We start from the raw sequence: 21,987 nt of genomic DNA on the forward strand, positions 1-21,987 counted from the left end.
TTTCTATCATTGTATCACTTTTCCTACAAAAAGAAAACTCCTCTTTACGAGGAGTTTTCAAAATTCACAAATAATTCAAAACGGGAATTACATCATTCCCATTCCGCCTGCGCCTCCTGCCGGCATCGGTGGAACATCTTCTTTAATATTTGCAACAACAGATTCTGTCGTGAGCAATGTAGAGGCTACGCTTGTTGCGTTCTGAAGTGCGCTTCTTGTAACTTTAGCCGGGTCAAGAATTCCAGCTTTTACCATATCAACATATTCTTCTGTGTATGCATCGAATCCGTTTCCTGGTTCTGCTTCTCTGACTTTGTTAATGATAACAGCACCTTCCAGACCTGCATTTGCTGCGATATGGAATAATGGAGCCTCCAGAGCTTTCAGGACAACGCCTGCACCTGTCTTCTCATCACCTGTCAATGTCTCAGCCATCTTTGCAACTTCTTTTGCTGCATGGATATATGCAGATCCGCCACCTGCGATAATACCTTCTTCTACTGCTGCTCTGGTAGCTGCAAGAGCATCTTCCATACGGAGTTTCGCTTCTTTCATTTCAGTCTCGGTTGCTGCGCCAACGCGAATAACAGCTACACCGCCTGCCAGTTTTGCAAGTCTTTCCTGAAGTTTTTCTTTGTCAAAGTCAGAAGTTGTCTCTTCGATCTGGGCTTTGATCTGTGCAATTCTTCCGGAAATTGCATCTTTATCGCCAAAACCGTCAACGATTACCGTGTTTTCTTTCTGAACTTTTACAGATTTAGCACGTCCGAGCTGATCCATGGTAACTTCCTTCAAATCAAGGCCAAGTTCTTCTGAGATCACCTGTCCGCCTGTCAGGATCGCGATATCTTCCAGCATTGCTTTTCTTCTGTCGCCATATCCCGGTGCCTTTACTGCTACAACATTGAATGTTCCGCGCAGTTTGTTCACAATCAGTGTTGTGAGTGCTTCACCTTCAATGTCTTCAGCGATAATAAGAAGTTTTGCTCCGGACTGAACGATCTGCTCCAGAAGCGGAAGGATTTCCTGAATGTTGGAAATCTTCTTGTCTGTAATCAGAATGAATGGATTGTCAAGATTTGCTTCCATCTTCTCCATATCGGTGCACATATATGCGGAAATATATCCACGGTCAAACTGCATACCTTCTACCAGGTCAAGTTCTGTCTTCATGGTCTTGGATTCTTCGATCGTGATAACGCCGTCGTTGGAAACCTTCTCCATAGCGCTTGCTACCATCTCGCCTACTTCATCATCACCGGCTGAAATAGCAGCCACTCTTGCGATCTGATCTCTTCCGTTTACTTTGCTGCTCATCTTCTGGATTGCTTCAACAGCGCAGTCCGTTGCTTTCTTCATACCTTTACGAAGAACAATCGGGTTTGCCCCTGCTGCAAGGTTCTTCATACCTTCATTTACCATAGCCTGGGCAAGTACGGTAGCTGTTGTGGTTCCGTCTCCGGCAACATCATTTGTCTTGGAAGCGACTTCACGGATGAGCTGTGCTCCCATGTTTTCAAATGCATCTTCCAGTTCAATCTCTTTTGCAATCGTTACACCGTCATTTGTGATAAGCGGTGCTCCGAAGGATTTATCCAGAACTACGTTTCTTCCTTTTGGTCCTAATGTTACTCTTACTGTATCAGCAAGCTGATTCACACCTGCTTCCAATGCTTTTCTGGCTTCTGCGCCGAATTTAATTTCTTTTGCCATTTCAATTCACTCCTGTTTTAAAATAATTCTTTTCTAAAGGCCATATACGGCTGACTATTTGATTACTGCAAGAATGTCACTCTGTTTTACAATGATATATTCAACATCGTCCAGTTCTACTTCTGTTCCGGAATATTTAGAATAGATGACCTGATCGCCGACTGCCACATTCATCGTCACTTCCTTACCGTCCACCATTCCGCCCGGTCCTACTGCGATTACTTCTGCCTGCTGCGGTTTCTCTTTTGACTGTCCCGGTAATACGATACCTGACTTTGTCGTCTCTTCTGCTACTAACTGTTTTAATACAACTCTGTCACCTAAAGGTTCTAATCTCATTGTAATTCCTCCTTGATTTCTATTTTTGTTAGCACTCATTAAATTTGAGTGCTAAAAACTGTCTAGATATAAAATAGCACTGCGACTTCTATTTGTCAACATGCCTTTTTTAATTTTATAATTACTTTATATTTATTTCATAAAATCCATTGACAATCTGTAAAATCAAGATCATTCCGGCTCTGTTCTCATACCGCTCTTTGATCACTCCTTTGCAGACGGCTTCCCCTTTCAGGGTCTGAATCCGGCATTCATAGACTGCATCCAGAGAAATATCGGTGATTTCTCCCGTGCTCATCCGCAGATGAAGCTGCTCCATCTCTTTCTGATACTCGATCACTGTGCATTTGTAAACCGTCTCGTCCTGCTTTCCGCCTTCGAGATAATTGTGGATCATCGAAATGACCGCTCTGTCTCCGTCGTACATTTTTCTTTCTCCTTTCATTGTGATCTATGTTAATGAGAGATAAAAAGGGTATCAGACTCCTGATACCCTTCTCTTCTGTTTTCTATTTCATTTTTTCTCTTTTGATCTTGTCCAATTCTTTGAAAACATAATCGTTCACGACTTTGATATAAGTACCTTTCATACCGGAAGATCTGGATTCGATCACGCCCGCACTTTCAAACTTACGAAGTGCATTTACGATCACGGAACGGGTAATTCCCACCCGGTCAGCAATCTTGCTTGCAACCAGAATTCCTTCCATGCCGTCAAGTTCTTCGAAAATGTGTATGATTGCTTCCAATTCAGAAAATGATAAAGTACTGATTGCGGATTGTACGATCTGTTCCTTTCTGGTCTCCTCAGCGCTTTCTTCATTCACAGAGCGAAGCATCTCAAGTCCCACGACTGTTGTACCGTATTCACTGAGAATAATATCATCAATCTCATACAAGGCATCTTTCTTGTAAATGAACAGACTTCCAAGCCTCTCTCCCGCAATATCGATCGGAGTAATGATCGCCTGATACCCTTTCACAATCTCCGGTGTAAAACCTAGTGTCTGAAGATTGACATTCTCTTTCGTGGAAAGGATATTCAGGAGACGCTCATTCAGCATCTCGTCAATGTGTCCGCCGACCTCTCCCTTCAGAAGTTCTTTAATCTCCGGAACGCCCGGACAAGCACTGACTCCCAACACTTTTCCTTTTTTACTTACCACAAGCACGTTGGACAGAAGAATCTCTGTCAGCACCTCACAAATGTCATTAAACACAACTTTGCTGGAATTATTATTGTGCAGCAATTTGTTTATTTTTCTAGTTTTATCCAATAATTGTACGCTCATTTTATCCTCCATAAAGCATTGCACCTCTGGTTTTTCCTCTCCATCGGCTATTGTAGAAATTATTCGCACAAATAGCGAAAAATTTGTGTGCAAAACTATATTATCATACAATTCGCAAGAACTCAATGAATTTCCTATTTATTTTTTACATAACCGCAATGTTCATCACCGCACACCAGTTTATTTCCTTTTTCCACCATATAGCTTCCGCATTTTGGACATTTTTCCGTGGACGGTTTTTGCCATGACATGAAATCACATTCCGGATTATCCTCGCATCCGTAATATTTTCTGCCTTTCTTAGTCTTGCGCAGCACAATGTCTTTGCCGCATTTCGGACATGCAACGCCGATTTTCTCAAGATACGGCTTTGTATTTTTACATTCCGGGAATCCGGGGCAGGCCAGGAACTTTCCGTGTGGTCCGTATTTGATCACCATGTTGCGTCCGCATTCTTCACACACAACATCCGTAACCTCGTCCTCGATCTTCACGGTATCCAGTTCTTTTTCCGCCTTTTCCACTGCTTCTTCCAGATCCGGATAGAAATTGCGGATCACAGTCTTCCATTCTACCTTGCCTTCTGCAATCATATCAAGAAGTCCTTCCATATAAGCTGTGAAATTCACATCTACGATACTGCTGAAAGATTTTTTCATCATATTATTGACTACTTCTCCCAGCTCTGTCATGTACAGATTCCGGTTCTCCTTCGCAACATATCTTCTGGAAATGATTGTGGAGATTGTCGGAGCATAGGTACTTGGTCTTCCAATCCCCAACTCCTCCAGCGTCTTAACCAAAGCCGCTTCTGTAAAATGCGCAGGCGGCTGAGTGAAATGCTGCTTATAGTCAAACGATTCATGCGTAAGAACCGAGTTCTCATCCAGTCCTTTTACAAGGATATTGCTTCCTTCTTTCTCTTCATCGCTTTCCACATAAACCAGGCGGAAACCTTCAAATACCACCTTGGAAGCAGACACTGCAAAACGATAGTCACCTGCTCCGATCCGGATCGATGTCGTCTCATATCTGGCCGGCTGCATTCTGCTGGCAACAAACCGCTTCCAGATCAGCTGATACAGTCGGAACTGATCTCTGGACAGAGAGTCCTTCACCGATGCAGGGGTCCTGGTCACATCAGAAGGACGAATCGCCTCATGAGCATCCTGAATATTCTTCCCGTCTGATTTCTTCGTCTCTTCTACCTGTGTAACATACTGTTCTCCGTACACTTCACCGATGTATGCCTTCACACTTGCATCTGCTTCTTCTGAGATACGGGTAGAATCCGTACGCAGATACGTGATAAGGCCGGTCGTACCGCTACCCTTGATATCCACGCCTTCGTATAACTGCTGTGCGATCCGCATGGTTTTAGATGTTGCAAAATTCAGGGCTTTGGAAGCTTCCTGCTGCAGGGTACTGGTGGTAAACGGAAGCGGTGCTTTCTTGATTCGCTCGCCCCGTTTCACGTCGGTCACTTCATAACGCACGCCATCCAATCCTGCTAGAATCTGATTCAGTTCTTCCTTGTTATGAATCACCATTTTCTCGTCTTTTGTCCCATAGAACTTCGCTGTAAGGGGCTTCTTCTCCCCCTTGACATTCAGGATCGCATCCAGCGTCCAGTACTCTTCCGGAATAAAGGAGTTGATTTCTTCCTCCCGGTCCGCAATGATACGAAGTGCCACAGACTGTACACGTCCTGCGCTCAGTCCCCGTTTCACCTTTGCCCAGAGAAGCGGACTGATCTTATATCCCACGATTCGATCCAGCACACGCCTTGCCTGCTGTGCATCCACAAGATCCATGTCGATCTCGCGCGCATTTTTCAAAGATGCTTTCACCGCACTCTTTGTGATCTCATTAAAACTGATCCGGTATACTTTCTTATCTTCAAGCTTCAATGCTTTCATCAAATGCCAGGAGATCGCCTCTCCTTCCCGGTCCGGGTCAGTTGCAAGATAAATCTTATCCGCTTTCTTTACTTCCTTTCGAAGATTTGCAAGAATTTCACCCTTTCCCCGAATGGTGATATATTTTGGTTCAAAATCATGTTCAATGTCAATCCCCATCTGACTCTTCGGTAAATCTCTTACATGCCCGTTAGACGCAACCACCACATAGTTGCTGCCAAGGAACTTCTTAATGGTTTTCACTTTTGTAGGTGATTCCACAATTACGAGATAACGTGCCATAATACTCCTCCATGCCTGTCACTGCAATCTATATTCGTCTGAAATAATAATTTTTCGACCGTTCTGATATGTACCCTTTTAATTCAAGCGAGAGCAGAATCCTTGATAATTCTTCCGGAGCAAGTCCGGTGAGCCTTCGGATCTCCTCTCTGCTTCTCGGGAACAAATCGCACTTACTATACACCAAATCCTCTTCAGTTTCAAGCATTATTTTATTTTTATGGTTATTTTGAGCCATTCCGTTTTTCTTATTTTTCGGAATCATGTGAAGTTGTTCACACAGTTCTTCCGGGTCAAGAAGGATTCCTGCCCCCTGATCTATGAGTCGGTGACAGCCTTTGCTGAGAGCACTGTCAGCGGGTCCGGGAAGTGCAAAAATATCTCTTCCCTGCTCCAATGCCATGTCCGCAGTAATCAGTGATCCACTTTTTTCTTTTGCCTCCATCACGAGCACCACATCAGCAAGGCCGCTGATGAGACGGTTTCGCGCCGGAAAATGATTGGCTAGAGGCGGTGTACCGGGCGGGTATTCCGATAGGATTCCTCCCTTCACAGACAAATCTGTATAGAGTCCTTTGTGCTCTCTTGGATAACACAAATCCACTCCGCATCCTAGTACGGCAAAGGTCTTACCGCCGGAAGATAACGCTCCTCTGTGTGCTGCCCCGTCGATTCCCAGTGCCATCCCACTGATGATCTGTGCGCCTGCCTCTGCCAGTATTTCCGAATACTGCAATGTCATCTTCTCGCCGTAGGCACTGCATCTTCTGGCACCTACGATTGCGACACTTGTTCGATTCTCCTCCGGGAGCTTACCTTTTACGTATAGCCCATATGGCATACCTGTAAGCTCCTTCAACCGTCCGGGATACCTGTCACTGTCCCACGCAAGGAAATGAATTCCTCTTTCTTCCAGTTTTTCCAGCTCTTCCTTCCAGTTCTTACTCTTCCTGCTTTCCATAAGGATCCGCTTTTCTTCCTCTGTGATTCCGGCCATGATGCGCTCTTTTTCACTGATTTCTTCTATATTATATAAAAATTCAGCAGATATTCCCCGATCCGCCCAATTCCGCTTTTTCCCAGGCCTTATTTCTGATATATTCGCCAGATAGTATTCCTGCCACAATTCTGTCATTTTTCTTCTCCTAACAACCCCAATATTTCTTATCCATCATCCTGTACCCGATCGCTTCTCCCAGATGTCCTTCTTCAACCACTTCCGATCCTTCCAGATCCGCGATCGTGCGTGCCACTTTCAGAATTTTGTAATAACTCCTTGCCGTCAGATGCAGCGCATCATATGCCTGTCGCATCAGGGATTCTCCCCGGCTGTCCAGGCGGCAGAACTGTTCTATTTCTTCTTTACGCATCTGCGAGTTTGTTGCAATTGGCAAGTCCTTAAACCGCTCTTTCTGTATTTTTCTCGCCTTTTCCACCTTTTTTCTCAGTTTTTCCGAAGTACATTCTTCCTGTTTTCCCACAAGTACATCATACTCCACCTTCGCCGCTTCCACACAGACATCCAGTCTGTCCAGAAACGGCTGGCTGATCTTTCCCTGATATTTTTCACTTATACATACCACAACTTCCCCCGAAAATACCATGTTTTTTGTGGCAAATTTTTCAAGATACATGCCACATCTCATTTTCAATGCGTTCAAAATTTTTCACGCTCCTTTTACGCCTTTTTCCCACAACAACACAGCACCCAATTCTTGAATGAACGGGTGCTGATTTTTTTCTTCTATATAATATATATTGTACATATATCGTTATGCAACGCTGCGCTTCTGCAGATTCAGCATACTCTTTTTACACTGGGATCCGGGTGCCTACAGCCCCCAATACACCCCCTGTATGCCCTTGCGAATGTGCATCGGCCTTGCCGCTGCACATTCCCTGCGGGCCGTCCATATCTCAACCCGCCAATTATCGCTGTTACAAATATCACAGCACCGTCCCACTGTATTTATCCGATGTGGATAACTGCCTTAATGCAAATGTGGACAGCCCATGGACAAACCCTCACGGGTATTGCCCACAGCCTGCCCACATTCCGTCAGTTACCCACATCACAGCTGCTGCGTCTGAAACCATCCCTTTCATATATACCTATATCATGGATGCACGATAGTCCCCCGTTGAAATTTTTTATAATTCCCGGCAGCCTGGACGCCGTCATCAAACTGCACCAGCAGATCATCCCGATTCTGATATCTGATAATCACGCAGTGCCCGCCGTCCTTCATAATGCCTTCTTCCCCGATATGCAGCTCCTTCATCGAATAGCCGCCCTTATGGCATCTGCCGATATTCAGGAACACATCCCAATTCATCCAGCGTTCCAGACCGTTATCGAAGCGGACCAAAACCCGGTTCCAACCATCATACGCAACCACAACAGCGCCTATCCCGGTCCCTGCTACCTGCCGCTGCCCAAGACGCTCCATGCGCATCTTTTTCAAATACGCAGCATTCTGCCCGGGACCCTCGCAGCCCGGACAGACAACCGTTTTGACACCTCTGCGCATATAATTCGAATGGGACATGATATCAAAACGCTTCCCGCATTTGCGGCATGACAGCATCAGCCTGCGCCCATTGCTTCCTGACGACACATCTTCCACAGTAAATCCCGAATCTGAAAATACATCCTGCCATTCATCTATAGACCGGGCGCCGCAATACCAGCAGGAACCGCCCTCGTACAGCCAGAACATATGCCGGGCCGGCATCTCGTTGCCGCAGCTCTTATGACGTAATCTCTTGCATGACTCATCCGTGAACTCATATTGTCCATCCCGATAGCGTGAAAGCAGACGCTGCAGCTGTTCTTCACGGGTAAGACCATTTTGACAATGAGGACAAACCATACCAGCTTCCACGGCACGCTCATGTCGGTAAAACTCCCTGCCGCAGCGTTTGCACCGGTACCTTCCAATGCAATGTCTTGCATCTACCAGCTCCCATTCCTCTGTATTTTCCGGATAATGGGCTGGTGTACCTGCCAACCGGCGAAGCTTTCGTTCATCCGGGTACAGATAAGCCAAAAGCCGCACTACTTGCTTAAACTGCCTGCGTTTCGGATTTTGATACGCCTCGACTACCGTCTTCTTGTCCGTATCATCCAGATAGCCGTCTGCCACGGCAGCACCAGCAAGGTCACGGATGTCCATCTTATGTTCCAAAAGATATACCTGCATGGCTGTTCTTATCTGATCCATCCCGTCAGCCGGCGGCACAAGATACAGCTCTCTGGCATAGGCCGCAATGCGCTGTTCGATACCGGTCACCGTATCTATGATCTTTCTGCCATCATTGTTTTCCAAAGAGCAGCCATGTTTCCAGCAGCATTTCACTCCTGCAATCTGATGCGGCACATGAACAACTTTTCTGCCATATGCCTTCTGATCTTCTGAAATGCACTCCGGGCAGTAACGAAATCCATCTGTTATCCTGCCGGATTTCAACGTCAGAGACGCATCCCGGAGCATTACTTCCACCAAATGTGCAACCATGCCCCTGCTGAGCCCCAGTGCTGCAACGAACAGATCGGTATGCTTTTCCAGGGCCGTAAATACATCGGGGAAGAACGCCATATCTGCATGCCTCTGGCAGTTTTGTTCCAATCGTTTCGGATAAAGTGAAAACGACCTGGCTGAATGCGCACCCAGATAAGACCGGAAGAATTCTTTCTGCTCCATCCCGTTTGCCTCTGCCATGGACTGCAGCCAGGCGGTCATCAGCTCATCATCTGCCATTTTCAATCCTATCGGTATCATATTTCCTCCTCATTTCCTGTAACCGTCCGGTACCGTCCAACACCGACACGTTCGATATAGCCGAGCCTTGCAAGGTCCTGTATGAGATTCCGCTGCGTCCTGGATACAGGCTCTCCATCCAGACCGTCTGCAAAACACCAGAACCCTTTGTCCAGCGATGCCTTCTTTACATTATCATAAATCCTTCGCCGGATACTCACCGGATCGGACCACCGCTTCCTGCGGTTTTTTATAATAGACGCCTTTTCTGATTTCAGGTCGTTCATGACGGTAATATAGGACAGCCCGCTCATGACAAACCCGGCAGGCGTAATAAGCGTCACATACCCCCGGCGCGGCTCTTTCCTGACAGTCCAGCCAACAGCACATTCCATGACCGCACGCTCCACTTCTTTGAAATCATACCGCGGCGTACAAATCGGACACCGCCGGCCTGCAAGGAACGATGTCTTGCTTGTTTGAAACACGGTACCACAGGCAAGATGCTTCATCTCCACCCGCAACAGGTTGTTCTTATATTCTCCAACAATCCGGTATTCCGGATCCACCGTGCAGATGTCGATCACTTTCTGCGGATTGTCGCAGTAAGGGCAGTACCCGCCTTCTTTCTTTCCAAACCGGACAGAAAAAATGCTGAATTCCCGACCACACACACGATGCTTCACACGGATGCGCTTTTTCTGACGCTCCGTCTCACTGTTTTCAAAAAACTCCCAGTGTTCCCCGGACGGGTCAAAGCGCCGTTTCAGCCGTTCCGGTGTCAGTTTCATGCATTCCAGGCAATACTCCGGTTCGCCGTATAACACCTGCATGAGCTTGCGCTTCCTGCTGCCGCACGGTTCATGGATGACGTAGGCGTTATTTAATGCCGAAAACCCCGGATCCACACGGTATTCTCCATCCTGTATCGTCTGCAGCCGCCGGTTCACGATTGTTTCCGGCCGCAGCGTCTGATTACAGAACGGACAGCCGCATGCCGTTTCCCTGCTGTATGAATGCTCCACATATTCTTTCCCGCAACGGGAACATCTGCTCCATACCAGAGCACTTGTATTTTCATCATTCCGGCGCAGCTGCGCTTGCGCATATTGTACTGCTTCATCTATATTATCTATACTATCTACAGGTTCCATATCTTTTATAGTCCATGGTTTCATCAACGCCCGCTTCAACGGCACGGGTCTTTGGAACAGCGTGCAGCCATGCTTTGCACACACCGTCACGCCAGGCAGATGATGGCTCAGATGCAGGTATCCATCGCCATATCTCTCTGTATCTTCTTTCCAACATTCCGGACAGATATGGATCCCGTCTTTTTCTTTGGACGGATGAGCTGGCACATAAGGCATCTCTGCCTGCAGATACATCTCCGCATACCTTGCCGCGGCCCCGGCGTCTAAGCCGTTCACATAAGCGCCATACGGCGTCATTTTGACTGCCTGCATCACATCCGGAAAAGTCACATTTCCGATGCGTTCGCAGACGACCGGCAGAGCTGTCGTACAGCCCACCCGGATATGTCCACCAACCAGCTGGTCTACATCATTCATCGTACTGAACCCGTTTTTATAAAAAATATCATGAATATAGCCATAAAGCAGTTCATCTGCATACGGCCTTCTGCTATATCCGAGTATCATACGCCACCGCCTTCTGCAATCGACTCCCGCATTACCTCGCGCACCAGTGCTTCTCCTTCCACATCCAGCTCTTTTTTGCGTCTGCGGGACTTTGACAGCTTCGTGATATTCGAATCTGTATTATCTGCGATATACCGGCGCACTTCGTCGATAATATACGGCACATCACGCCCCGGCAATTCCGGATCTTTCTGCATCAGCTTGTTTATCACGGTCTTCACCTGAGCCCGGCTGATCCCGTAGATTTTCAATGCGGTCTCGATATCCGCATACTTTGTAGGCCCCCAGATACGGGTCTGCTCTTCCATCTCCGCCAGCAGCTTCTGGTTTGCTTTCACCGCCAGTTTCTTTGCGTCAGACGAAATGTCGTCCGTATTCTGCTGCAGCAGTTTCAACACCACACGCTCCGATTCTTCGGAATCATCCAGAATGAGCGTGCGGATAATCGAAAATCTTTTCTCAGAAATCTCATGGATATACCCTGCCGTAACACCGCCGGCAGGATACTTTGCCGCGGCTTCTGCCTGCACCCGCATCAGAATCGCTTTCAAAATAGAAATGTTATACATGCTGTCCCTGAGCAGTTCTTCCAGTATCTCATCGGTCAGCTCCGTATACTGCTTTGTCCACTGATAACGCCAGAGATGCTGGACAGCCCGGATAAAGAACTCCCGGTCTGTATCTGCCGTGCAGCTGACCTCAATCCGGTTCAGCATCGTACGCCCCACAAAGCGGGGATAACGGTTCATCTTGCCAATCAGATCTTTGTTGCCGATAAACCCAAGACTACAGCCGGTATCCTCTGCAATTCCTATCAGATTTTCCAAGGAAACATTCGATGCATCGAATTTCAGGAACTGCGATTCATCAATCACAATAAGGCCGACATGGAATATGCGGATTGCTTCTTTCACTACGGCGCCGGAAAGCCCGACGTTGTTTTTCTTCATGCGCCTCTCCCAGACAGGCCCGGCACCAATGACATCATCGATCGCCCTTGCAATCGAGATCATCAGCTCCGACATGTTTCCCACCAATGCCGTGACCATGATGATCGGGATCTGAATATATTCCATATCCCCTATCACATGATGAATAGCGGTCGGATACAGGCTCCTGATTAAATTCATAGCCACGGTCTTTCCGCAGCCGGACGAACCATACACGACAAAAGAAAGCGCACGCCCCGCAAAGCCGCTCCGGACAGAATAAATATTTGCAGGCAGCCCCGCATTCACAAGCTCCTGCGGTCCGGCATAGGAATTCGTGCGGACCTCCCGGGAAAGATAAGAGCTGAACAGCGCATCATCCACGGCCTTTCCCATCTCGATAATATGTGCCAGAGGACTGAATGCCCTCTGCAGCAGCAACACCGACTCTTTCCGTTCCGCCAGGCTCATCGTGCGCACTTCATCGTAATCGTAACCGGCCAGCGGTATCGTGGATACTTCCAGCATCCGGGCCACAGATGCCGGGCGGGGCAGGGCACACACGTCCGGATTGTCCGTGATGCCGCCCCGTTTTCCATACCGTGCTTCCACGATGGAATGGATATGCCTGTCCGGATACATATCATCGTCTTTTCCAAACTTTTCGATTTCTAACTCATAGCCTGTCAACAGGTCCATGTCATACCTCCTCAATCGTCTTCATCCTCAAACATAGCTGCCAGTTCCGCATTGGTCTTCATACGCTGTACAGGCGGCTGTGCAGGCTCCGGAAGAACTTCAGATAATTGCTTCACGCCAAGCAGACGGTTTCTTGTCTCCTCACTGCTGCTCTCGATCCGTGCCCGCTCCACGGCCCGCGAATCCTTCACCGCTTTTGCACTGTTGTCTGTACCGGCATGGGCTGCCTTTTCAGCAGCAAGCGTCTGATCATTCCGGTGCGCCGTCGTAAGCCGGACACCCAGATCCTTTTTCTGCTGTTCTTTGCGCATCTTCTTGTATTCCGCATAAACCGTGTCATACGCCGTCCATGTCATTCCGGCAAAAGTGGCCAGCTCATCCCGCACCGGTGCCAATGGGACAACATGGATGATACCCTTGTACCGGACATAGATCCTTGAAATGTCTGTATCGTTATAACGGACTTCAAACTCCGGATTCTTTGCACTGATAAGCTCCAGGAACCATTCGTTATCATCGTACACGAAAAACCGCAGACTATGGCCTTTGTATCTCAATCCGTCACGCCCCCGGCTGAACGCTTTATCCCGCCATAACAGGGCAAACAGGATCTGCATACGGTTCCGGTCTGTCACGAACATCGGCTCAAAGCAGGTGTTCAGCTTATACTTCCAGATCTCAGCCGGTACCGGTGGGATATGATGCTCAATCATATCCCTGTCAGGGCTGAACATCTCTCCGAGGGATGTGGTGTTCAGCTCGATGATCAGGCGGTAACAGATCGCCTTGAACCCGTCCATGGATAAAACAGCTTCCTGCCTCGCCTTGTCGGGACCTTCATGCGTTGCCAGAATATACCCGTCATGGATCAGCTGCTTTTTCAGTCTGCTCTGCAGACGATGAAATACGTTCTCAACGCCGCCTTTATAAGACCCTGCTGCAGCCGGCACCATGGAATCTATAATCCCAAGTTCCTGCATAGCAGCTTCCATATGCTTTGACATGTACTCTGACCCCTGATCACTGCATATCTGCTTCGGAAGCACCATGGACGGGAAACTATATTCATCACAGGATACACCGTATGGCGCTGTCTGATTTTCGTGTGGTTCCAGCATGGACAGGAACAGGTTGATAAACCCGCCCATAGAGTTATTGATCAGACCGATATAGGCGCCAATAATAATCTGCGCCATCGGATCGAATGCGATATACAAAATCGGTTTCCCGATGATATTCCCATCCGTATCTATCAGGTTGACCGCAACCTCGCACTCATCCACCTGCACCTGCTGCCCGATGGTAATAAGTCCGGAGCGCTGGTTGCCGGTGAGTTTTCTATGATTGTTCCGGTACTCTTTTTCGCCTTTGATATACTCCGTTGGAGTCAGTCCGCCAAGATGGCTGCAGATATATCTGCGCATGGTTGAATAATGCGGGATATCATCATCTGGGATCACTTTGTCCATCAGTACACCGTTTTCCATCTGGCACTCAATATGGGAATAATATTTCCGTATCATCATTTCATAGGCGTTCTGCATGCTCAGCGTACTTTTGAACACGTCCAGAGCAAACAGGAACGCCTGATCCTTTTTCGTCAGGACTTCCTGCTGAGGCATACTGTTATCAAGCGGCAGAGCTACTGGCAGCTGCTTTCTCGCAAACTTCATAACCCGCCCGTCAATCAGCGAATTCTCATCCCGTCCGGAACGCAGATATCGAATAAACAGTTTCCGGAACCGGTAAACGCTAAGATCTGCCTGGTCTGCTGCTGCATGCATACTCTTCACTTCCACGCCTCTTTTACCGAACCGTCCCCATTCCGGATATTCCTCCCTGAGAACATCTTCCATAAGGTCCCTCAGGTGCCGGATGCGATCCCTCTGTTCATCGGATAACTCGATAGAGACCGGATTTTCCGGTTCTTCCACACGTTCGTATAAACCGTTCCGCACATTCTCAGAGAATGTCTGGCTGTCTATTGTGTCATACCCAAGCTCATCCAGACCAATGATACCGATAATGTCTGATGATACATGAAATAGGCGGTAACGCTTCCCATCTATTTTATAAATATCACCCATACGGATGCCGCGGTTCTGCTTTTCATTTATTTGATTTATTTCATTTACATTATTCACCGATCATCTGCCTCCTCATCTCCAGTGTCTTTGCGTACACAGCGTCGATATCAAACGACATGCTGTCTGCCAACTGCTTCGGATTGATGAATTCTTTATCCATAGACACGACAACGATATGGTGTGCAATTAAATATAACAGCTTCTGCTGGCGGTTCACGATGAATGTATCGTCCCAGAACCGCATCACAAAAGCAATGTTCTTGATCTGTATCCGGTACTGCATGAGATCGTCCCGGGTCACGATGTTAAACTTCACGTCCTGGCTCTCCCAATAGAGCCGTTCTGTATTCTGCCGTTCGATCAAGCGTGCGTAGGCGTGTTCACGGCCTTTATAAATAATTGCATTCGGGTTAAAATCTCCTGTCCTGAACTTCACGGAATACGCCTGCTGGCTGCCGTCTTTGAAGTCCACCAGAAAGTCAGTCGTGAAGCATGCCTGCTCCGGCACCCGGCTGTAGCCCAGCTGGCTTCTCACATCATTGACACGCTCATGATTTAATAAATACTGCTCGCGGATGTGAAGAACTTCCGTATTCCAGCGAAGCAGATAATACATCATCGTCTCAGTATCGGATAAACAGTGAATCATCCGTCCTTCAATCGGATCTGGTATCATGGACGTTGTTGCCTGAGAACCGCCTTCATTGGCTTTATAGAATGGCACATAGTCAGGTCCAATACCCTGGCAACGTCCCTCCGCAAGTTTTGCTTTGTTTGTCTTTCTTTTTCCCATAGCTTGCTCCTTACTAAAATCAGTTCATTTATGAATACTTTCTTATCATATTTATCATTTTACTTCAAATAAATGCATTTGTCATTTTGAGAAACGTGAAATGAATTCGTTTCGTAATTCAGCAAATAAAAAGCCTTGACTTCCCGAAAGCGGCAATCCAACCGCAAATTTGAGAATGATGCTTTTGCCGTTTTTCGCAAAATAAGAAAAATCCCTTCATAAATGAGGCAAAATTGCTATTTATTTTCTTTTATATCTGCTATAATGGGGTTTAACATATAAGAAAGAGAGAACACCCGCATGAACGAAAGGAGCGAATATCAGGAGCAGCTCCGTCAGATAGTGCGCAAAAATCTGATAGAGCTGTTTGGGAGGGAAAAAGACTCACGCATCAAGGTGGCCGCAGAATGCCATATTTCACCGTCCAGTATCAGCCGGTGGACAGCGGAAAAAGGCGGAGCACTGCCAAGCTCCGAATATGTCTATATCATCGCCAATCACTTTGGTGTCACGTCAGACTGGATCATGACCGACCACGGAGATTTCAATGCGTTTGACCGGATCAGGACCTATGCTGATGCCTTTATAGCCCTGAAAACACTGATTACCAACCAGACGCTGCAGATAGAAAGCATTGCCGACCCTATCCTGCGCTACCTGGAAGAAGAATGGCAGCACATCACGGAACATCCGAATCTGGATAACGCCAAAAAGAGTGCATGGCTGGCACGCATCATGGAACTATATAACACGCCTCTGCCAGACAGGATCGAACCGGAATTATGGGATAAGATCCGGACGTCCGAACCTGGCACCGCCGATACCGACCGAATCGTAGAGTTCGCCAATCTTGCCCGTATCGTAGGGAATAATGAGAAACTGCTGGAAATTAGAAACCGATACGGTTATGATCAGAGAAAAGCTGCCCAAAATTGGATCAAATAACATGTCACCTACACCATCTACACTTTCTACACGGGTGCAAAATCGAATCGTTTTGCACTTATGAGAAAGGAGATGGTGTATTTTGCTGAGCAATCAGGAAATCATGATAACAGTCTCACACAATATCAAGCGGCTCTTTGACAGCCAGCCAGGCAGCCGCATTGGCTATGCCCGCCAGAATTTTATCTCACCGTCCTGCATCACCCGTTGGTGCAGCGGATGCATCAGTGACATCGGCCTTTGTGACGCCTACCGGATCGCTGAGTATTTTCATGTAGATCTGGACTGGCTCATCACAAGACACGATACGGAAAGGATGCCTGCCTATGAATATGAGCAGCAATAAAAAAATTCCCATGGACAATCCATGGGAATGGGAAGCACTGTTCCAATGCGGAGACAGCTATTTACATGTCGAGCATGACCGTACCGACGGCTGGCTCTATACGCTGTATGTACAGACAGACGGACAATACGCCGCTGCAGACGGCGGATATATCGCCGGCAGGATCTATGAGAACATCGACAGCATTGCCACAACAGCAGCTGATATGCTGGGCCTGGATGCCGATCGTCTCATACGGTCATCACTGACACTATCTGATTTATTTTATTTTGATCCTCGCACCTCATAAGGGGTGCGACTGCTAAGAGTAGGGATCACTTCTTCGCAAAACTCATTTCAATCCACGCGCCCCATGTGGGATGCGACGCTGTGTTATAATGTAATTACTGATAAATACGAATTTCAATCCACAGTCGGTATCTTCGGAGTCTGACATACAGGAAATACCGGCTATAACTTGACTTTATGACAGCGTGGGATACCGATTTTTCTCCGCCCATTACTGCCGTTAAACTTCTTTCAGAAATTCATCTCACCATCTGCAAAGACGAAAGAACCCTTGCTATAAATTCGTTGAATATTTTAGAATGACATCAATCTTTAAGTTCAGAAAAAAATCCGACAGGCAGCCAACATTTTTTATGTTTATAACTCGGGCTATCATCCACAACAGGCAGATCAATAAGACGTCCGTCCGCCAAATAAACCCACGACGGCACTGCATCTCTAAATATCAATTTTTCTGATTCCAATTCAGATATAATATTCACAGCATTCATATTCCAGCCAAACCATATCACCACATTCGGAAATTCTTTTACACAAATGTCGAAATCACCTTTGTAATCAAACCCAATACGCTCAAACAAGCGCTCCAGCTCTGCATATGATGTACCTTCGTTCTCACGGACATAATCTACTACAGCTTGCTTAACCTGATCTCTTGTCATAATAATGATGCATCTCCTTTCATTTATCACAGATCCGGTCAAATACTTATCAGCAACTATATACAACATTTTCAGGGTCACGAAACATCCACTGATTAACGATCACAATTATATCTTATTTTTCTTCATTTATCAATATGAGAAATATATTTTATATATGAGAAATTCAATTTAGAATCGCAAAAAAAATGCAGAAGATATATATGGTATATATCTCCTACATCACATACAAAACATATCTGGGCCATACCTGTCTTTATATTGCGTCTTCCCCGTATTCTTCCCGGATTCTGGCGCACAATCTCTGCCAGCTTGCTTCTGTTTCTTCCGGCGTAGGATCATGCCAGTCTTTCGGGAGCGGCATTTGTTCTAACTCCATTTCAACCTGATTTGCATGATCGATCAAAAAGTCCGGATATTGCAGTAAAAAATCATAGAAAAAACCGTCAAATTCACTGCCGATGCATTTGTCTACAATACTATCGAACAGTTCTTGCGTCATGGGTATGATGCCATCAATCGCATCCAACTCTCTTTCATCCATAGTGAATGTTACGGCAAAAAAACTTATAAGCCCTTTCCTTTGTTCCGGCGTTAATTCATCAGGATTTATTCTCACATCCATCCCTCCTTTGATTTGAAACCACTATAGCATATTGTGAATATCTCCACAATATGTAATTGTTCAATTCTGGCTCATAATAATAACAATAACGCATAAAGGCGGTGATTGCTATTATTGATTTTGAACCACTATGGAAAACGATGGATGAAAAAAATATCTCACAATATAAATTGTTAAAATCCGGCATTGACAATAAAACACTGGATGCCTTGAAAAAGAATAAGAACATCACTTTAGTAACCCTTGAAAAGTTATGCCGAATACTCGACTGTACGCCAAACGATATTGTAAAATTCACGGATAAATAAAGTCGCCGGAAAGAATTTCTCCTCTCTGGCGACTTTATTTTTTATCTCCGATCTTTGCCTTATCTCTCTTTTTTTCAATCCACACGCCCCTTAAAGGCGTGACGCAAACAATCGCACTGCGTTAACGTACGCGTCTCACACGAACGGTTTTCATTACAATTTCTTTGAAACCTCTCGGATCAGTTCCATATTTTCATCCAGATACTTTCGAACAGCACGTTCCACCACGGTGGTCTTATTCTGCCCGGAGAGATTGCAGAATTCTTCCAGCTTCTCGAATATCTCGCGTTCGAACTTGCAGGTAAAATTCTTTGCATCTTTCTTTTTTCGCGGCATTCTCGACCACCCCCTTACTTCCCGGCATTGCGCAGACTGGAATAGATCTCGCCAGAAAAGATTCCCAGCACAGACTTCTTGATCTCTTCATTGTTGAGCAGCAGCGTAAAGAAATCCTGATTCTGTTCCAGTCCTTCAATGAGTGCATCATCAATGTCATCATAGAAAGTGAATTCAAAATCTTTCTCGCTGTTATTCTGTGCCGAAGTCCGCAGCTTATCAGATTTCATCAGGATGTCACGGATCTGCAGCATCGCTTTCACTGCGACATCGCTGTCATATGCTTTCCCTGTACGGGAATTGATATCGGCAATGATCTGGCTCAGGCGCTCTATCTTTGCCTCACTCAGATTGAAACCATCCGATTCCGGAAGCTTCATGACCGGTCTCGATACCTGCTTCTCGGTACCGTGTGTCTCACCTTTCTTTTGAACGAATCGCGACGCCTTAATCTTACCGGTCAGATCAAACCCGCTGCCGCCGCCAGATATATTCAGATAAGAAAGCAGATATGTAATAAACACATATTTCTTATGGATATCAACATCCTTGAAGCAGCTGGCCTGCAGCAAAAACTCATAGAAGCGGACAAAGCCACGCATCCGGAAACGAATCTCCTTCTGTTGCTCCGGACTATACTGCTTGACAGCCTTCTCTGCCTTCTGCAGGTAAAATGTCAGCGCCTTCTTCTCTGACGGAGTAACCGTCTTCTGCCGCTGTTTGAACAGGATCTCATTAAACTTCTCGATATCCAAAGGATCCAAAACAGCAAAGGCATCCAGGTTAGCTTCCAAATCATAGATATGCTTCGGGTTCATGTTTCCGGACAACAGTGTTGTCGTATAGAACGGCGCGAAAGAAGCCTGCACCTCAGCATAGGTATTCACAAAATCAAGAATAAATGTCTTCTTATCATACGGAGGGCAGATCCGGTTCAGACGACTGTAAGTCTGAACAGCATTGACGCCTTTCAGCTTCTTCAACACATACATCGCACAGAGCTTCCGCTGATCAAAGCCGGTCTGGTACTTGTTGGCGACAATAAGCACGTTGTAATCGTCGCTGTCAAACTTGCCGGGAAGCTGCTCCTCACGGAAGCCATTCATACCGATCTCTGTATACTCGGTATCGTTCCCATCCAGCTTAACCTTTCCAGAGAACGCCACCAGAGCGGAAATTCCGGTATAGCCCTTGCGGTTGATATAATCCTCAAACGCCTGCCGGTACTTAACGGCAGCCTGCCGCGATGCAGTGATAACCATGGCTTTGGCCATGCCGCCCAGTTCACCCATAACTACCGTGCGGAAATGTTCCACAATGACCTCCACACGCTGCGCAATGTTGGTGTCATGCAGCTCGATAAAACGAGCGATCTGCTTCTTGGCATCGTCTGTTTTCATTTCCGGATCGTCTTCGATCTCTTTATTCAGCTTGAACATCGTATCGTATTCCGTGAAATTCTGCAACACATCCAGGATGTATTTTTCCTCAATGGCCTGCTTCATGGAATACAGATGAAATGCCTCGTACTGGCCCTTCGGATTCAGCCGGCCAAACAGGCGCAGCGTCTTGTCCTTTGGTGTAGCCGTAAAGGCAAACATGGACACATTCGACTGTTTTCCGGACTTTTCGATCTGATCGTTGATCATATCATCTGCATCCGTATAAGTCTGACCGCCGGAACCAAGTGCCTGCGTCACGGCCTGCATGTCTTTACCGGAGGTAGAGGAATGCGCCTCATCAATGATGACTGCAAACCGCTTGTCTTTCAGATTTGCTACGGTATCCACGATATACGGGAACTTCTGAATCGTCGTTGCAATAATCTTTGTATTATGCGTCAGCTCATAAGACAAATCCGCCGATGTGCATTTATCATCCATCACACGAATAAGACCCGCTTTGTGATCCATTCCCAGGATCGCCTTCTGCAGCTGGCGATCGACAACCACACGGTCCGTCACGATGATGATATTATCGAAAATGACCTGATTGTTTGCATCATGCAGAGACGCCAGACGATACGTCAGCCAGGCAATGCTGTTCGTCTTACCGGAACCTGCCGAATGCTCAATGAGATAATTCAGCGAAGAACCGTGCTCATACACCGATGCCAGCAGCTTGCGAATCAAATCCAGCTGATGATAACGCGGAAAGATGAGCGTCTCAGAACGTTTCTTCTTGCCAGTAACTTCGTCCACGGTCTCTTTACGCTCAACAAAAATAAACTTAGAAATCAGGTCCAGGATGGAATCCTTGGTCAGAATGCCCTCCCACATGTAAGACACACTGTATTTATCCGGGAAAATCGGGTTCCCTGCACCTGCATCCACGCCCTCACCGCTGCCCATGTTAAAAGGCAGGAACACGGTGGCATCCTGATCCAGCTTCGTCGTCATATAGACTTCTTCCAGATCCATGGCGAAGTTGACAAAGCACCCGGCCTTGAAGCGGAACAGGCGTGTCTTCGGATTACGGGACTTACGGTACTGCAGGATAGCATCCTGATAAGACTGGCCTGCCGCATTGCACTTAAGCTCGAAAGAGATGATAGCGATTCCATTCAGGAAAAGGACCAGATCGATCCGTTCGTCATCCGATGCCCACACCTCTTCCATCACAGAGAAGATATTGTCATCATAACGCTGATTGAGCGTCTTATTGAACGTCGTTGCCGGCTTCGTATACATCAGGTCCAGATGCCGATTGCTAATTTCAACACCGTTCTTCAGGACTTCCACAAGGGAACTCTTGTCACCCGTAACAGCCTGATTGATCACATTGACAATCGTCTCTTCGGTATCTGCCTTGAAGATCTTACGCAGTTCTGCCATCACGTCCGGCTGAGATTTCTCCAGGAACTCAAACAGCATTTCACGGTCCATGGCAAAATAGCGATCAAAATCAGTTGCCTTACGGATCCGATAGCCATTATCCTGCTCCAGACGGTCAAGAATGAACTTCTGATATTCTTTTTCTGAAAGTATGTCATTCATTGCGAT

The 21,987-nt window shown here is 46.7% G+C and carries 20 protein-coding genes; 4 read left to right on the forward strand and 16 right to left on the reverse strand.

The window, feature by feature from the left end:
* Window positions 1-87 precede the first annotated feature (87 nt).
* The 12 genes from groL to ACTNBF_RS03265 form a co-directional block, all read right to left on the reverse strand.
* Window positions 88-1,713 (reverse strand): chaperonin GroEL, encoded by a 1,626-nt coding sequence (groL, locus tag ACTNBF_RS03210; RefSeq protein WP_427819207.1) that lies wholly within the window; start codon window positions 1,711-1,713, stop codon window positions 88-90.
* 54 nt (window positions 1,714-1,767) lie between these two features.
* Complete coding sequence (locus tag ACTNBF_RS03215; RefSeq protein ID WP_427806388.1) at window positions 1,768-2,052, reverse strand: co-chaperone GroES; 285 nt, start codon at window positions 2,050-2,052, stop codon at window positions 1,768-1,770.
* A gap of 121 nt (window positions 2,053-2,173) precedes the next feature.
* Complete coding sequence (locus ACTNBF_RS03220; protein WP_441088736.1) at window positions 2,174-2,479, reverse strand: hypothetical protein; 306 nt, start codon at window positions 2,477-2,479, stop codon at window positions 2,174-2,176.
* An 82-nt stretch (window positions 2,480-2,561) separates the two neighbouring features.
* Window positions 2,562-3,344, reverse strand: a complete 783-nt coding sequence (gene codY / locus ACTNBF_RS03225) for a GTP-sensing pleiotropic transcriptional regulator CodY (RefSeq protein WP_427819203.1) — start codon at window positions 3,342-3,344, stop codon at window positions 2,562-2,564.
* A 134-nt stretch (window positions 3,345-3,478) separates the two neighbouring features.
* Entirely contained in the window at window positions 3,479-5,545 is a 2,067-nt protein-coding gene (topA, locus tag ACTNBF_RS03230) for a type I DNA topoisomerase (RefSeq protein WP_427806391.1), read from the reverse strand.
* A 28-nt stretch (window positions 5,546-5,573) separates the two neighbouring features.
* Window positions 5,574-6,680, reverse strand: coding sequence for a DNA-processing protein DprA (dprA, locus tag ACTNBF_RS03235; RefSeq protein WP_441088737.1), 1,107 nt, complete (start codon window positions 6,678-6,680; stop codon window positions 5,574-5,576).
* A 10-nt stretch (window positions 6,681-6,690) separates the two neighbouring features.
* Complete coding sequence (locus ACTNBF_RS03240; RefSeq protein ID WP_441088738.1) at window positions 6,691-7,206, reverse strand: hypothetical protein; 516 nt, start codon at window positions 7,204-7,206, stop codon at window positions 6,691-6,693.
* Window positions 7,207-7,662: 456 nt separating this feature from the next.
* On the reverse strand, window positions 7,663-9,327 hold the full coding sequence (locus tag ACTNBF_RS03245; protein ID WP_441088739.1) for a TniQ family protein: 1,665 nt from the start codon (window positions 9,325-9,327) through the stop codon (window positions 7,663-7,665).
* Window positions 9,324-10,967: a TniQ family protein gene (locus tag ACTNBF_RS03250; RefSeq protein WP_441088740.1), complete on the reverse strand. Its 1,644-nt coding sequence runs from the start codon at window positions 10,965-10,967 to the stop codon at window positions 9,324-9,326. The genes ACTNBF_RS03245 and ACTNBF_RS03250 overlap by 4 nt, the downstream gene beginning before the upstream one ends.
* Window positions 10,964-12,595, reverse strand: a complete 1,632-nt coding sequence (locus ACTNBF_RS03255; protein WP_441088741.1) for an AAA family ATPase — start codon at window positions 12,593-12,595, stop codon at window positions 10,964-10,966. The genes ACTNBF_RS03250 and ACTNBF_RS03255 overlap by 4 nt, the downstream gene beginning before the upstream one ends.
* 11 nt (window positions 12,596-12,606) lie before the next feature.
* Entirely contained in the window at window positions 12,607-14,739 is a 2,133-nt protein-coding gene (locus ACTNBF_RS03260; RefSeq protein WP_441088742.1) for a hypothetical protein, read from the reverse strand.
* Entirely contained in the window at window positions 14,732-15,475 is a 744-nt protein-coding gene (locus ACTNBF_RS03265; RefSeq protein WP_441088743.1) for a TnsA endonuclease N-terminal domain-containing protein, read from the reverse strand. Before ACTNBF_RS03265 ends, ACTNBF_RS03260 begins: the two co-directional genes overlap by 8 nt.
* 300 nt (window positions 15,476-15,775) lie before the next feature.
* Here ACTNBF_RS03265 and ACTNBF_RS03270 point away from each other — a divergent pair, with 300 nt between their 5' ends.
* From ACTNBF_RS03270 to ACTNBF_RS03280, 3 genes are all read left to right on the forward strand, one after another.
* Window positions 15,776-16,420, forward strand: a complete 645-nt coding sequence (locus ACTNBF_RS03270) for a helix-turn-helix domain-containing protein (protein WP_441088744.1) — start codon at window positions 15,776-15,778, stop codon at window positions 16,418-16,420.
* Between the two features lie 82 nt (window positions 16,421-16,502).
* The gene (locus ACTNBF_RS03275) at window positions 16,503-16,766 is read left to right on the forward strand and encodes a hypothetical protein (RefSeq protein ID WP_441088745.1); all 264 of its coding nucleotides are present in this window, start codon (window positions 16,503-16,505) and stop codon (window positions 16,764-16,766) included.
* Entirely contained in the window at window positions 16,747-17,055 is a 309-nt protein-coding gene (locus ACTNBF_RS03280; protein WP_441088746.1) for a hypothetical protein, read from the forward strand. The genes ACTNBF_RS03275 and ACTNBF_RS03280 overlap by 20 nt, the downstream gene beginning before the upstream one ends.
* 304 nt (window positions 17,056-17,359) lie before the next feature.
* Here ACTNBF_RS03280 and ACTNBF_RS03285 read toward each other — a convergent pair whose 3' ends face one another.
* Both ACTNBF_RS03285 and ACTNBF_RS03290 read right to left on the reverse strand, forming a co-directional pair.
* On the reverse strand, window positions 17,360-17,716 hold the full coding sequence (locus tag ACTNBF_RS03285) for a hypothetical protein (protein WP_441088747.1): 357 nt from the start codon (window positions 17,714-17,716) through the stop codon (window positions 17,360-17,362).
* 256 nt (window positions 17,717-17,972) lie between these two features.
* Complete coding sequence (locus ACTNBF_RS03290; protein WP_441088748.1) at window positions 17,973-18,335, reverse strand: hypothetical protein; 363 nt, start codon at window positions 18,333-18,335, stop codon at window positions 17,973-17,975.
* A gap of 146 nt (window positions 18,336-18,481) precedes the next feature.
* On the opposite strand from ACTNBF_RS03290, the gene ACTNBF_RS03295 reads away from it, so the two are divergent.
* Window positions 18,482-18,649, forward strand: a complete 168-nt coding sequence (locus tag ACTNBF_RS03295) for a helix-turn-helix domain-containing protein (RefSeq protein WP_441088749.1) — start codon at window positions 18,482-18,484, stop codon at window positions 18,647-18,649.
* Between the two features lie 153 nt (window positions 18,650-18,802).
* Here ACTNBF_RS03295 and ACTNBF_RS03300 read toward each other — a convergent pair whose 3' ends face one another.
* Both ACTNBF_RS03300 and ACTNBF_RS03305 read right to left on the reverse strand, forming a co-directional pair.
* Complete coding sequence (locus tag ACTNBF_RS03300) at window positions 18,803-18,985, reverse strand: hypothetical protein (protein WP_441088750.1); 183 nt, start codon at window positions 18,983-18,985, stop codon at window positions 18,803-18,805.
* Between the two features lie 14 nt (window positions 18,986-18,999).
* Window positions 19,000-21,981 (reverse strand): type I restriction endonuclease subunit R, encoded by a 2,982-nt coding sequence (locus tag ACTNBF_RS03305; RefSeq protein ID WP_441088751.1) that lies wholly within the window; start codon window positions 21,979-21,981, stop codon window positions 19,000-19,002.
* Between the last annotated feature and the right edge of the window lie 6 nt (window positions 21,982-21,987).

Source organism: Bariatricus sp. HCP28S3_A4, from assembly GCF_052066395.1.
GTDB lineage: Bacteria > Bacillota > Clostridia > Lachnospirales > Lachnospiraceae > Allocoprococcus.

Excerpts from the sequence above, each read along its gene's own strand:
- groL (WP_427819207.1), bottom strand. The coding sequence starts at position 1,713 with ATGGCAAAAGAAATTAAATTCGGCGCAGAAGCCAGAAAAGCATTGGAA.
- ACTNBF_RS03215 (WP_427806388.1), bottom strand. The coding sequence starts at position 2,052 with ATGAGATTAGAACCTTTAGGTGACAGAGTTGTATTAAAACAGTTAGTA.
- ACTNBF_RS03220 (WP_441088736.1), bottom strand. The coding sequence starts at position 2,479 with ATGTACGACGGAGACAGAGCGGTCATTTCGATGATCCACAATTATCTC.
- codY (WP_427819203.1), bottom strand. The coding sequence starts at position 3,344 with ATGAGCGTACAATTATTGGATAAAACTAGAAAAATAAACAAATTGCTG.
- topA (WP_427806391.1), bottom strand. The coding sequence starts at position 5,545 with ATGGCACGTTATCTCGTAATTGTGGAATCACCTACAAAAGTGAAAACC.
- dprA (WP_441088737.1), bottom strand. The coding sequence starts at position 6,680 with ATGACAGAATTGTGGCAGGAATACTATCTGGCGAATATATCAGAAATA.
- ACTNBF_RS03245 (WP_441088739.1), bottom strand. The coding sequence starts at position 9,327 with ATGATACCGATAGGATTGAAAATGGCAGATGATGAGCTGATGACCGCC.
- ACTNBF_RS03250 (WP_441088740.1), bottom strand. The coding sequence starts at position 10,967 with ATGATACTCGGATATAGCAGAAGGCCGTATGCAGATGAACTGCTTTAT.
- ACTNBF_RS03255 (WP_441088741.1), bottom strand. The coding sequence starts at position 12,595 with ATGGACCTGTTGACAGGCTATGAGTTAGAAATCGAAAAGTTTGGAAAA.
- ACTNBF_RS03265 (WP_441088743.1), bottom strand. The coding sequence starts at position 15,475 with ATGGGAAAAAGAAAGACAAACAAAGCAAAACTTGCGGAGGGACGTTGC.
- ACTNBF_RS03270 (WP_441088744.1), top strand. The coding sequence starts at position 15,776 with ATGAACGAAAGGAGCGAATATCAGGAGCAGCTCCGTCAGATAGTGCGC.
- ACTNBF_RS03280 (WP_441088746.1), top strand. The coding sequence starts at position 16,747 with ATGAATATGAGCAGCAATAAAAAAATTCCCATGGACAATCCATGGGAA.
- ACTNBF_RS03285 (WP_441088747.1), bottom strand. The coding sequence starts at position 17,716 with ATGACAAGAGATCAGGTTAAGCAAGCTGTAGTAGATTATGTCCGTGAG.
- ACTNBF_RS03295 (WP_441088749.1), top strand. The coding sequence starts at position 18,482 with ATGGATGAAAAAAATATCTCACAATATAAATTGTTAAAATCCGGCATT.
- ACTNBF_RS03300 (WP_441088750.1), bottom strand. The coding sequence starts at position 18,985 with ATGCCGCGAAAAAAGAAAGATGCAAAGAATTTTACCTGCAAGTTCGAA.
- ACTNBF_RS03305 (WP_441088751.1), bottom strand. The coding sequence starts at position 21,981 with ATGAATGACATACTTTCAGAAAAAGAATATCAGAAGTTCATTCTTGAC.